The sequence below is a fragment of the Saccharothrix longispora genome, from assembly GCF_030852425.1.
In the GTDB taxonomy this organism is placed as follows: Bacteria; Actinomycetota; Actinomycetes; order Mycobacteriales; family Pseudonocardiaceae; genus Actinosynnema; species Actinosynnema longispora.
This window is the reverse complement of the sequence record NZ_NSDM01000001.1, coordinates 671,560-683,713: the sequence shown is the minus strand read 5'-3', so window position 1 is coordinate 683,713 and position 12,154 is coordinate 671,560. Positions and strand designations below refer to the sequence as shown.

Annotated in this window: 11 protein-coding genes; 2 read left to right on the top strand and 9 right to left on the bottom strand. The window is 72.5% G+C overall.

Features of this window, described 5'->3' with window-relative positions:
• Nucleotides 1-108: 108 nt before the first annotated feature.
• Both CKY47_RS03495 and CKY47_RS03490 read left to right on the top strand, forming a co-directional pair.
• On the top strand, nt 109-747 hold the full coding sequence (locus CKY47_RS03495) for a GNAT family N-acetyltransferase (RefSeq protein WP_306744125.1): 639 nt from the start codon (nt 109-111) through the stop codon (nt 745-747).
• A 70-nt stretch (nt 748-817) separates the two neighbouring features.
• A complete protein-coding gene (locus tag CKY47_RS03490) occupies nt 818-1,564 on the top strand; it encodes an ArsR/SmtB family transcription factor (protein ID WP_306744124.1) in 747 nt (248 codons plus the stop codon).
• A 55-nt stretch (nt 1,565-1,619) separates the two neighbouring features.
• Here CKY47_RS03490 and CKY47_RS03485 read toward each other — a convergent pair whose 3' ends face one another.
• The 9 genes from CKY47_RS03485 to CKY47_RS03445 form a co-directional block, all read right to left on the bottom strand.
• The gene (locus CKY47_RS03485; RefSeq protein WP_306744123.1) at nt 1,620-2,762 is read right to left on the bottom strand and encodes an N-acetylmuramoyl-L-alanine amidase; all 1,143 of its coding nucleotides are present in this window, start codon (nt 2,760-2,762) and stop codon (nt 1,620-1,622) included.
• Between the two features lie 175 nt (nt 2,763-2,937).
• Nucleotides 2,938-3,264, bottom strand: coding sequence for a thioredoxin (gene trxA / locus CKY47_RS03480; protein WP_306744122.1), 327 nt, complete (start codon nt 3,262-3,264; stop codon nt 2,938-2,940).
• 25 nt (nt 3,265-3,289) lie between these two features.
• On the bottom strand, nt 3,290-4,282 hold the full coding sequence (gene trxB, locus CKY47_RS03475) for a thioredoxin-disulfide reductase (RefSeq protein ID WP_306744121.1): 993 nt from the start codon (nt 4,280-4,282) through the stop codon (nt 3,290-3,292).
• Between the two features lie 99 nt (nt 4,283-4,381).
• Nucleotides 4,382-5,137 carry an RsmA family anti-sigma factor gene (locus CKY47_RS03470; RefSeq protein ID WP_306744120.1) on the bottom strand — a complete coding sequence of 252 codons (756 nt, stop codon included), beginning with the start codon at nt 5,135-5,137 and terminating at the stop codon, nt 4,382-4,384.
• Nucleotides 5,134-5,751: an RNA polymerase sigma factor SigM gene (gene sigM / locus CKY47_RS03465; protein ID WP_306744119.1), complete on the bottom strand. Its 618-nt coding sequence runs from the start codon at nt 5,749-5,751 to the stop codon at nt 5,134-5,136. The genes CKY47_RS03470 and sigM overlap by 4 nt, the downstream gene beginning before the upstream one ends.
• Before the next feature lie 92 nt (nt 5,752-5,843).
• Nucleotides 5,844-7,373, bottom strand: a complete 1,530-nt coding sequence (locus CKY47_RS03460; RefSeq protein ID WP_306744118.1) for a protein kinase family protein — start codon at nt 7,371-7,373, stop codon at nt 5,844-5,846.
• Nucleotides 7,374-7,410: 37 nt separating this feature from the next.
• A complete protein-coding gene (gene murJ / locus CKY47_RS03455; RefSeq protein WP_306744117.1) occupies nt 7,411-9,102 on the bottom strand; it encodes a murein biosynthesis integral membrane protein MurJ in 1,692 nt (563 codons plus the stop codon).
• The gene (locus CKY47_RS03450; protein ID WP_306744116.1) at nt 9,099-11,354 is read right to left on the bottom strand and encodes a DUF6049 family protein; all 2,256 of its coding nucleotides are present in this window, start codon (nt 11,352-11,354) and stop codon (nt 9,099-9,101) included. The genes murJ and CKY47_RS03450 overlap by 4 nt, the downstream gene beginning before the upstream one ends.
• The gene (locus CKY47_RS03445; protein ID WP_306744115.1) at nt 11,351-11,899 is read right to left on the bottom strand and encodes an NUDIX hydrolase; all 549 of its coding nucleotides are present in this window, start codon (nt 11,897-11,899) and stop codon (nt 11,351-11,353) included. Before CKY47_RS03445 ends, CKY47_RS03450 begins: the two co-directional genes overlap by 4 nt.
• Nucleotides 11,900-12,154: the final 255 nt, after the last annotated feature.

Sequence of the window (12,154 nt, the reverse complement as noted above, 5' to 3'; positions counted from 1 at the left end):
GGTTCCCGCACGAGTGTAACCACCGTCCCGTTCGGGGCACCCCGCTTCCGGGCGGGGTCACATCCCCCTATCCTCGTAAGGGTCGCATTCGGGGGCTTGGAGGTACGGGTGTCGCGTCGTGTCGTGGGCGTCACCTTGGACAACCTGGAGCACCTCTCCAAGCACAGTCGAACCTGTGTGTTCTGGGAGCTGGCGCCCCACCTCAAGGAGCAGGCCGAGGAGTTCGGCGACACCGAGTTCGAGAAGGAGGCCTGGGTCTCCAGCGTGCTGCTGGAGTGGGGCTCCTGCGGTCGGATCATCTACTGCGACGGCATCCCCGCCGGTTCCGTGTTCTACGCGCCGCCGGCCGCCGTGCCCCGCTCGCTCGCCTTCCCCACCTCTCCCGCCAGTGCCGACGCGGTGCTGATGACCGGCCTGGAGGTGCTGCCCGAGTTCCGCGGCGGCGGCCTCGGGCGGGTGCTGGTGCAGACCGTGGCGAAGGACCTCACCCGGCGCGGCGTCAAGGCCATCGAGGCGTTCGGCGACAACCAGCCCGACGACGACGGCCCGAGCTGCGTCACGCCCACCGACTTCCTGCTCCAGGTCGGCTTCAAGACCGTCCGCCCGCACCCCCGCTGGCCCCGGCTCCGGCTGGAGCTGCGCAGCGCGTCCTCCTGGAAGGAAGACGTGGAGGCGGCGCTGGAGCGGCTGCTCAGCTCGGTCACCGTGACGAACACGATCGCCGAACCGAGCTTCCGACCCGCCTGATCCGTGCCCTGACCTGCTGTTCCTCGGCCGCTCGTTGACATGCAGGTAAATACCTGCATATCTTGTCGGCGTGGACGAGGTGTTCAAGGCCCTGGCCGACGGGACGCGCCGGCACCTGCTCGACCGCCTGCACGCCGACAACGGGCAGACGCTGGGCGAACTGTGCTCGCGGCTCGGCATGGCCCGGCAGTCGGTGAGCCAGCACCTGGCCGTGCTGGAGGCCGCGAACCTCGTCACGACGGTCCGCCGGGGCCGGGAGAAGCTGCACTACCTCAACCCGGTGCCCCTGCACGAGGTGCAGGAGCGGTGGATCGACAAGTTCGAGCGACCGCGCCTGCGGTTGCTCGCCGACGTGAAGCGACGCGCGGAGGAACCGGTGAAGCCGGATTACGTGTACGTGACCTACATCGAGAGCTCCCCGGAACGGGTGTGGGAGGCGCTCACGGACGCGGACGTGACCGCGGCCTACTGGGGGCACCGCAACGTCTCGGACTGGCGGGTGGGGTCGCCCTGGGCCCACCGCCGCGCCGACGGTTCGGACGTGGACGACGTGGTGGGCGTGGTCGTCGAGGCCGACCCGCCGCACCGCCTGGTGACCACGTGGGTCGACCCGGCCGACGAGTCCTCGACGTCGACCGTCACCTTCCTCGTGCAGCCCTACCAGGACGTCGTCCGGCTCACGGTGACCCACGAGGGCCTGGACGACACCGGTCGCGCGCAGGTCGCCCACGGCTGGCCCGCCGTGCTGTCGAACCTCAAGTCCCTGCTGGAGACCGGTCGGGTGCTGTCCGGCATCCCGTGGGAGATGCCCGGCTGAGCCCCGGCGACGGGAACGCCGCCGGGGTGGACGCGCGGGTCGGCCGGTGGGCGGGCTAGCGGGTCTGGCCGGTCGCGACCTCGTGCCGCATCAGGTCGTCCAGGGTGAACGTGCCGGTGGGCTGGTCGTCCTTGCCGAGCAGGTAGAGGCGCTTCACCGCCACCAGGACGCCCTCGGCGACGACGTCCCGGAACGACGGGTTCGCCAGCCGCTGCCGGTCCCCCGGGTTGGTCAGGTAGCCCACCTCGATGCGCACGGCCGTGCAGCGGGTCATCCGCAGCATGTCCCACGTCTTGGGGTGCGTGCCGCAGTCCGCCATGCCGGTGCGGGCGATGATCTCGCGCTGGATGTAGCCCGCCAGCGCCTCGCCGACCGTGGACGACGTGCCGTTGCCGGTGCCGAAGTGGAAGCTCGCCACGCCCGAGGCGAGCGGGGAGCGGTTGGCGTCGCAGTGCAGCGACAGGATCAGGTCGGCGCCCGCCTCGTTGGCGAACCTGGCCCGCTCGCCCTCGTCCGGGTTGTGGTTCGGCCCGCGGGTGAGCAGGGCCTCCATGCCGGTGGCCGCCATCTTGCCCTCCAGCAGCCTGGCCAGGTCGAGCATGACGTCGGCCTCGGACACGCCCTCGACGACCACGCCCCGGTCGTCACCGCCGTGGCCCGGGTCGATGATGATCCGCTTGCCGGACAGCCTCGGGCCGGCCCGGCGCACGTGTTCCTGCTCGCGCAGGAACACCGGCCGCCCGCCCCGGACCTTCGGCTGGAGCTGGCGCAGCGCCCGCACCGTGTCGGGACCGCACATGCCGTCCACGATCAGGCCGTAGTCGCGCTGGAAGCTGCGCAGGGCCTGCTCCGTCTGCTGGCCGAACTCGCCGTTCGCGCGGCCGGCGTCGTAGCCCAGCTCCAGCAGGCGCTCCTGGAGGGCGGACACGTCGTCGCCGGTCACCGGTTGCGCCATCAGGAACGCCAGCGGTCGGTCGCCGAGCCGGTAGGTCGCGTCGCGCAGCGCGCGATAGGTGGCGGGACCGACCAGGCCGTCGGTGATGAGGCCCCGCTGCTGCTGGAACGCTCGCACGGCGTGCTCGACCGGTAGGTCGAAGACCTGCGACGGCTGCGGGTCGGACAGCAGACCGAGCTTCGTCAGGGTTGCCCTGACCTCGGCGACGTCCGGACCGAAGTCCCCGCGGCGGAGTAGCAGCATGCACCCCTCGCTCACTTAGGCGCCGACACCCCGTCGACGCTGAACTTGACGCCCCATTGTGCCTTGTTCCCGCGGTCACCACTCGCAGGGCTACTGGCAGTGCTCATCAACGCACGAACGGGTGAGCCGCCTACCTCTGCAGAAGAGGGACGGCTCACCCGTTCGGGGTGCACTGTCAGAGCACGTCGGCCAGGTCGTTCAGCAGCGCGGCCTTCGGCTTGGCGCCCACGATCTGCTTCACCGGGCGACCGCCCTGGAACAGGATCATGGTCGGCACCGACATGATCTGGTAGTCGCGGGCGATCGACGGGTTGGCGTCGATGTCGAGCTTCGCGACGGTGATCTTCTCGGCGTGCTCGGCGGCGATCTCCTCCAGGACGGGGGCGACCATCTTGCACGGGCCGCACCAGGTCGCCCAGAAGTCGACCAGGACGGGCTTCTCGCTGGTCAGAACGTCGTCGGCGAACGTCTGAGCGGACGTGACCACGGTGGAGCCTGCCATTGTGTCTCTCCTCTTGGGGGTGGGGTCAGCTGGTGGTGACGGGCTCGCCGTAGCCGCCGCCCACGTGCTCGGCGGACACCTCGGCCTCCGCGACGCCGTGCTCGGCGAGCCACCGCTCCGCGTCGATCGCGGCGGAGCAGCCCGAGCCGGCGGCGGTGATCGCCTGGCGGTAGGTGTGGTCGACGAGGTCGCCGGCGGCGAACACCCCGTCCACGTTCGTGTAGGTGGTGCGGCCCTGGGTCACCACGTAGCCCTCACCGTCGAGCTCGACCTGGCCCTTGACCAGGGAGCTGCGCGGGTCGTGGCCGATCGCGACGAAGAAGCCGGTGAACGGGTGCTCCGTCACCTCGCCGGTCCGCGTGTCGCGGGTCTTCACGCCGGACACCGAGCCCTCGCCCAGCACCTCGACGACCTCGGCGTTGAGCAGCCACTTGATCTTCTCGTTGGAGCGCGCCCGGTCCAGCATGATCCTGGAGGCGCGGAACTCCTCGCGGCGGTGGATGACCGTCACCGACCGGGCGAACTTGGTCAGGAAGGTGGCCTCCTCCATCGCCGAGTCGCCGCCGCCGATGACGGCGATGTCCTGGTCGCGGAAGAAGAAGCCGTCGCACGTGGCGCAGGACGACACGCCGCGGCCGAGCAGCTCCTGCTCACCGGGCACGTGCAGGTAGCGGGCCGCCGCCCCCATGGCGAGCACGACCGCCTTCGCCGCGTACCGCGTGCCGTTGGCGGTCACGTACTTGACCGGCCCGTCGAGCTCCAGCTCCTCGACGTCCTCGGACCGCAGCTCGGCGCCGAAGCGCTTGGCCTGCTCCCGCATCTCCTCCATGAGGTCGGGGCCCATGACGCCGTCGCGGAAACCGGGGTAGTTCTCGACTTCGGTCGTGGTCATCAGCGCGCCGCCGTACTGCGAGCCCTCGAACACCAGCGGTTCGAGCTGCGCGCGCGCCGCGTAGACGCCCGCGGTGTACCCGGCGGGCCCCGATCCCACCACGATCAGGTTCCGAACGTCCGACACCCTCGACCTCCGTTAGTCGTCCCGCCGGGAATCCCCGGTGGGCTATCCGTCCAACGGATCGTAGGGCTCGGTAATTCCTTCCCGACCGAGTGAGGTGGGCTACGGCTCGATGGTGCTGTTCGCCAGGACGCCGTCCGGGTTGTCCGGGCCGCACGTGTCGGGGTCGACCACGACGATCCGGTACGCCCCCGGCTTGCCGCCGGGCAGGATCGCCATCACGGCGGGGCGCTCGTCCAGCGTGATCGGGCTGACCCCGATCGGCTTGCCCGCCGTGATGTTCGCGCCCTGGAGGCAACCGGTCAGCTTGTCCTGGTTCTCCAGCGGGCCGTAGTTCTGCGCCTTGAGCACGTCGCCGAAGACCGGCCCGAACTCCTGGTCGCGCACCGCGAGGGGCGGCGAGACCTGCGAGTCCTGCGTGTCGCCCGGCTGGGCCTGGTTGCCGTTGCCGTCGCCCGCCGGGTCGTTCCCCGGCACGGTCAGCACGGCGATGCCGACCGCCGCCGCGGCGGCCACCACGACGCCCGCGCCCCAGCCGAGGCGCTTGGCGCGCTTGGCCCTCGCCGCGGCGAGGTCGACCACCGGCGCGACGGGCGCGGGCCGGGCGGACGAGCGAGCCTCGGCGGCGAGTGCGGCGTCGAGGCGGTCGGCCACCGCGCGCGGCATCGGGATGGGGGGCAGGTCGCGCAGGTCGGCGAGGGTGGCGTCGAGGGCGGCCAGCACCGCCCGCGCCTCCGGGTCGTCCTCCACCAGTGGCCGCAGCTCGGCCTCGGTCTCCGGGTCCAACGCGCCCGCGTGCAGGTCAGCCAGCAGGTCGACGGACCACGGCGGCCCGGAACGCCGCACATTGCCGCTCATCGTTCCTCCAACTGACGTCCCTGTTGCACCTGCACATCGTTCCCTGGGACGTTCGCTTCTGCACCCCGGTTCCGGAGGTGCCCCAGAACTTTGGCGAGCTTCGCCCGACCGCGCGCGCACCGCGATTTCACGGTGCCCTCGGCGATGCCCAGCAGCTGCGCGGTCTCGGCCACCGAGTAGCCCTCGACGTCGACCAGGATGATCGGCGCGCGCTGATCCTCGGGCAGCTCGTTCAGGGCCGCCTGGACGACCAGGCGGGTCTCCCGCTCGGCCATCGCGTCCCGCGGCGCCACCGGCTCGCCCGGACCGGCCTCCGGCAGCGGCACGGTCGGCCTGGTCTGCCTCCTGCGCATCCGGTCGAGGCAGGCGTTCACGACTATTCGGTGCAGCCACGTCGTGACCTGCGACTCGGCCCGGAAGCTCGCGGCCGCGCGGAACGCGGAGATGAACGCCTCCTGGAGCGCGTCGGCCGCTTCCTCCGGGTCCCGGAGCGTGCGCAACGCCACCGCCCACATCCGGTCCCGGTGCCTGCGCACCAGCTCGGAGAAGGCATGCGGGTCACCCGCGGCGTGCGCCGCGATGAGGTCTGCGTCCGAGCTGGCTGCGGCGGTCACGCGCGGAGCCTATCGGTCCTGCCCGGTGCTGCTCCGATCACCCGTTCCGGCTATCCGGGTGTCACGGGGCGTGTCAGTGGTCACCGGAGGGGTCACTGCGCGCGGGTGTAGACCAGCTCCGCGATCTCCGAGCGGTTGTTCCGGCCGCTGCCCGCCAGCTTCGTCACCCACACCAGCACGTGCTGGGTCGCCTCGTGCTCGTTGAGCTGGATCTGCGTCTGCCCCGCCGACAGGGTCGCGGTCGCGATGACCTTCGTCTCCTCCAGCGGCGCGCCGTCGGCGCCCGCCACCCGGATCTCCACGACCGTGCCCTCGCTGGGCGAGGTGACCGTGACGGAGGCCAGCTTCACCGGTTCGGCGAACCCGGCCATCAGGCCGATGCCCGGCTTGAGGGCCGGGAACGGCTGGAAGTAGTTCTCCGTCTGCCACACCGTGGTCGGGTTGTTGTCCACGGCCCGGTTCGCGCGGTTGGCGTTGTCCGGCTGGTTCGTCACGTCGTAGACGCCGACCGACGCGGGCTGCACCGGACCGGCGGGCTGCGGCGCGGGCGCCGCCTGCTGGCCGCTGGCGCCCGGCGTGCTCGACTGGCCGATCACCACGGTCGGGCCGCCGGTGCCGGACGGCTCGTCGCTGAAGAAGCTCACGATCTGCACGCCGAGCCAGGCGATCACCGCGAGCGTCGCCACGGCCAGCACGGCCACGCTGATCATCAGCTTGCGGTTGTGCTCCTTGCCGCGCGCGGGCCGCTGCGTGGTCCACACCGCGCCGTCGTCCGTGCCGTCGTCGGGCACCGGCCGGATCAGCGCCGTCTCCGCCTCGGACCGGGAGATCTGGTCGAGCACCTGGAGGATCGCCGCGCTGGTCCGGATGCCGCCGACGCTGGTGTCCTCCAGGCTGCGCACCGCCACCGACGACAGCTCGTGCGGCACGTGGGGGCGCAGCGCGCTCGGCGCGACCACGGCCCCGTCCGGCCCGGTCGGGGCCACGGGCACGTTCTCCGGCCCGCCCGGCAGTGCCCACCGGCCGGTGAGCAGCAGGTACAGCACCGCGCCGAGGCCCTTGACGTCGTCGCGGGCGATGGCGTCCGGCCGGGGGCCGGGGAACGCGAGCCGCAACCGGCCGTCGGGGGTGACCCGGATGCGCTGCGGGTGGTCCGCGCCGAGCACGAGGCCGGCGTGGTGGGCGCCCTCGATCGCCGCGCCCAGCGGTTCCAGCAGCCGGGTCGCCGCACCGGCGGCCATCGGGCCCTCGGCGACCAGCTCCATCAGGTCGGTGCCCCGGGTCCACTCGGCCACGACCATGCCGAGGATGCCCTCGTCGAGCTTGATGCCCGCACCGGGCGTCAGCACGTCGATGACCCGCGCGACGCCGGGGTGGGTGAAGCTCGACGCGTGCATGGCGCGCTCGGCGGTCCGCTTGGCGCGGGCCGCGGCGGCGTGGTCGGCCGGGTTGCCCACCAGGACGGTCAGCGCCACGTCCCGGTTGAGCTGCCCGTCCCTCGCCCGCCACAGCTGCGCGTCGCACCGGCGGTCGGCGCCGGACTGCGCCAGCAACCGGTAGCGGCCGTCGCCGATCACCCCGCCGGGCACCAGCGAGGTGTTCTGGATGGGGCCGCTGCTCACGGGGCTGAGAGTACGTGAACGGGTGCTGTCGCAGGGCTCACCGACGACCCACCAAACGACTGATCTTGCCGATCGCCGGCTTCACCTCGGGCACCCGGAACAGGGCGAGCAGCACGAAGCTGAGCGGCAGGCCGACGACGGTCTGGATCACGACCTCGACCCAGGCGTTCGCCACGCGGGATTCGAATCCCAACAGGTGAACCACCAGCCAGGCGAGACCGGTGGCCGCGCCGAACGCGATCGCGGACGCCACCACCGTGAGGCAGATCGTCCACGCGGTGTAGCCGGTGCGCAGCCGGCCGAGGCGCAGGCGCAGCCACACCTGCCCCACCAGCGCGCCGACCACGAAGCTCAACGACATCGCGATCGACACGCCGACCGCGAGCTTGTCCGGCGGCGAGATCGCCAGGAACGCGTACAGCAGCCCGATCCGGACCACGACGATGACCGCCTGGATCAGCGTCGGCGTCCGGGCGTCCTTCATCGCGTAGAACACGCGCAGCTGGAGCAGCGTGATCGCGTACGGGACCAGGCCGAACGCCGACAGCGCCAGCGCCGTGCCGATCGCCTCGCCGCCCTCGATGCCCGACGCGCCGTGCGCGAACACGGCCAGGCCGATCGACACGCCCGCGACCGTCAGCAGCGCGCTGAACGGCATGAGCAGGATCGACGACATCCGGTTGCCGAACGACAGGTCGCCGACCAGGCCACCGGTGTCGTTCGTCGCCGCCGCGCGGCTCATCTTCGGCATCAGCGCGGTCAGCAGCGACACGCCCAGCACGCCGTACGGCACCTGAGCGATCAGCCACTGCATGTTGTAGGCGGTGATCGCGCCCGGGTCGTGCGTGGCGACGCGGGTCAGCACCACCATGCTGGCGAAGCCGAGGCCCACGTACAGCAGCACCCAGAACGCCAGCCCGCCGAACTCGGCGAGCCTGCGGTCCCAGCCCCACCGCCAGCGGAACCGGAAGCCGGTGCGCTTCATCGCGGGCAGCAGCACCATCGCCTGGAGCGCCACGCCCAGCATCGTGCCCAGACCCAGGACCAGCAGCTTCGGCTCGCCCATCCGCACCGGGTCCAGCGAGATCTCGCCCGGCATCAGCCAGTACACGCCGAGCGTCGCGATCACCACGACGTTGTTCAGCACCGGCGCCCAGGTGGGCAGCCCGAACACGTTGCGCGTGTTCAGGATGGCGCCGAGCAGCGCGGACAGGCCGTAGAACACGATGCCCGGCAGCACCAGGTACGCGAACGCGGTGACCAGCTCCGGGTTGGCGTCGGTGTCCGAGCTGACGAACAGGTCGGTCAGCAGCGGCGCGCAGGCGATGGCGACGACCGTGCCCGCGCCGAGCAGCACGGCGGCCATCGTGACCATCCACTGCGCGTACGACTCGCCCCGGTCCTCGTCCTCGGTCTCCGCCCTGACCAGCAGCGGGATCGCGACGCTGGTCAGCACGCCGCCGAGCAGCAGCTCGTTGATCATCGTCGGCAGCGTGGTGGCGACCTGGTAGGAGTCGTTCAGCACGTCGACGCCGACGATCGTGATCAGCAGCAGCTTCGAGAGGAGGCCCGAGGCGCGGCTGACGACCGTGGCGATCGCCATCGACCCGCCCGCCCGCGCCAACGAGGGCGCGGGCCGTGCGCCCACCGCGTGCGTCCGCTGCGTCTCCTGGTCCACCGTCGTCGTCTCCCGGACCACCGTCGTCCCGTCCGTGGTTGTTCGCCTCAACTCGTGCTCGACCTCTCCGGGACGACGCCGCCGGCGTCGTCCGGCACCTGCGTCGCGGCCGCCCGCGTCGCGCGCACCCGCCGGTAGATCCGCCGGGCCGACAGCAGCACCAGCGCCACGCCCGCCAGTGCGGTGATGACCACCGTGATGGTCCCGTACGCGGAGGACGACACCTCCAGCCGGGCCCGTTCGCCCAGCTCCACGCCGTCCGGCGTGGTGATCCTGATGTGCACCGGGAACCGGCCGGACCGCAGCACCTCCACCGGCACCTGGAGCAGCAGGTCGCCGCGCGCGGGCAGCTCCTGGTCCGGCAGCGCCTTGGCCTGGAGGCTGGGCGTGTCCTCGATGACGACCCGCACGGTGATCCGCACGTCGAGCCGGTTCTTGATCGACACCAGCAGCGGGCTGTCCGCCGAGCCCAGCAGGATCGGGCTGTTCGGCTCGGTCACCGTCACCTGGCCCAGCAGGCCCTCGACCTGCTCGCGACCGCGGGCGAGGGCCGCGAGCGCGCCGTCCTCGTCGCCGCGCCACGCGCCCGACACCGCGTGCAGCAGGCCCAGTCGCAGCGGGTCGACCAGGTCGGCGGGCTCGGTCGACGCGGCGTCCGGCTGGCGCATCGCCGCGGCCAGCCGCCCGAGGTCCTGCCACGTCTCGCCGACCTCCGCGGTGACCGCCGGGGGCACCTCGCTCGCGCCGGCCTCGACCGGGTAGCTCAGCGCCGCCGTCTGCTCCGGCGCGGTGGCGAGCAGCGAGTCGAGGCCCACGGCGGTCGCGTACCCGCCGCCGATCAGCGACTTCGTCGTCTCCAGCAGCGTGTTGACCTCGCCCGTCGGCGCGTTCCACCGGCGCGGCGGCGCGATCACGACGTGCTGGCCGGTGTCCTGGAACGCGGCGCGGAACGCCAGCGCGGCCAGCGCGTTCTGCACCGACACCGGCTTCGCCTCGGCCGGGGTGCTCACGCCCGCGGTCGGCCGGGCCGCCGCCGCGCCCTGGAGCGCGTCGGACACCATGCCGTCCACGCGCACCGCCCGCACCGGCTCGCCCCCGGGCTGGTCGAACCGAACCGGCCCGGTGCCCGGCGTGCCCGCCACCGCGGACTGGTCCAGCACCAGCGACGTGACGCCGCCGGCCCTCAGGTCGTCGAGGGTCTGCTGGTCGAGCACCCCGTCGTCGGGCCACACCAGGCCCTGCACCGGCTGCACGTCCAGCACCTCGCGGACGACGTCCGCGCCGCCCAGCGCCAGCGCGCCCATCCCGGTGAGCCGGGCGCGGGACAGGGCGACCAGGTCGGCGTCGGCGTCGGGCAGCGCGACCACGCACCGCCCGCCCGCCAGCAGGCGCAGCTGGGCCAGCCACAGCTCGGCCTCGCCCTCGCCCTTGCCCGGCCCCTGGCCGCGCACCTCGTAGCCCCGGGCCATCGCGCTCACCGTGCGCAGCAGGTCGGGGTCCACGGCCAGGCACACGCCCTGCCCGAGCTGGCCGTCCAGCGCGGACCCGTACGCCTTGAGCAGGCCCCACAGCCGGCCGCCCATGGCGAGCGACCCGGCCAGCTCGTCGTCGGTGAGCACGGTCGGGTTCTGCGTGACGAGGCGCGGCCGGTCGGCCAGCGGCCACAGCAGCGTGACCTTCGCCGGGTTCGCGGGCGTGCCGCGCCCCTCGCCGCCGGGCACCGCGACCACCGGCAGCAGCGTGCTCAGCGCGGCCAGCCGGGCGCGGCCGCCGAAGTCGGGGACGCCGTTGATGTTCGCCAGGATCGGGTAGACGCCGGGCTCGTCGATGTCGAGCGACGTCGGGCCGGTCCCGCGCAGCGGGACGGTCAGCCGGAACGGCTTCGACTCGTTGCGCTCCAGCCGGTCGGCGACGGGCGTGAAGCTCGGTTGGACGACCTCGGCGTCGGTGGGTTCGCGCAGCGCCTTGCGGACGTCCTCCTCGCTGGTCAGCGGCTCACCGCGTTCCAGGCGCAGCTCGATGTCGTCGATCCGGCGGTCGCCGACGTTCACGACCTTGCCGGAGATCGTGACCGAGTCGGTCGCGCCGGTGACGACGCGGGGGATCATGTCCTCCACGTCCAGGCGCAGCAGCTGTTGGGCCTGCTCACCGGGTTGGCTCGACAGCGCCCGGGTCGCCCAGACCTGGGTCGCCGGCGCCGGGCGGACGGGCAGCCTGCCGCCGTCTGGGGCCGCGTGCGCGGCGACCCCCGAGGACACGACCAGGAACCCCGCCGCCGCGAGCGCGGACAGCAGCCGTTTCACGCCGACTCCGCTCCGTCCGTCCGGTAGCCGGTTTTCCGGTACCCATTCGTCTCGTATTCGGAGAGCAGTTCGGCGGCGCGGCGCACCAGTCGGCGCTCGTCCGCGTAGGCGAGCCGCTCGTCCAGTTCGCCAAGGGGCACCCACGCCACCTCGGTGACCTCCACGTCTTCATCGGAAAGCTCGCCGCCCAGCGCCTCCAGGAGGAAGTGGTGGACGGTCTTGTGCACCCGCCGGTCCTCGGCCACGAACCAGTAGTCGATCGAGCCGAGCGGCCGGAGCACCCTGCTATGAATACCGGTCTCCTCGGCGACCTCGCGCACCGCGGTCTGCTCCGCGGTCTCACCGGCCTCGATGTGGCCCTTCGGCAGGGACCACAGCAACCGCCCCCGCCGGTCCAACCGCCCGATCACCGCGGCGGCGCGCCGCTCGAAGTCGAGCACCAGCCCGCCCGCCGACGTCTCGTCGACGGTCTTCAGCCGGCGACCGCGACGCCTGTTCCGGCGCCTCGGCTTGGGACCGCCGGAGCGACCGGACGACTGGGGCATGACGCTGATGGTAGTAGCGACCAGCGGTTACGGGACGTGACCGTCCTGTAGCGACAGGTGATCAACTCGGCGGAGGGTGGTCGTGACGCCCGCGCGTGGGCGACGACGACCGCTTCGGGTGAGCTCGAGCAGGGGTCCCCCGGCCAGGGGTCCCCCCGATTTCCCGTCAACCGGGGACCGGGCCGGCCCGTCGCCGGTCGCGGCCCGCCTGTGGACAACTCGTTCGGGCCCCCGTGGCACGACCAGTACCCTCGC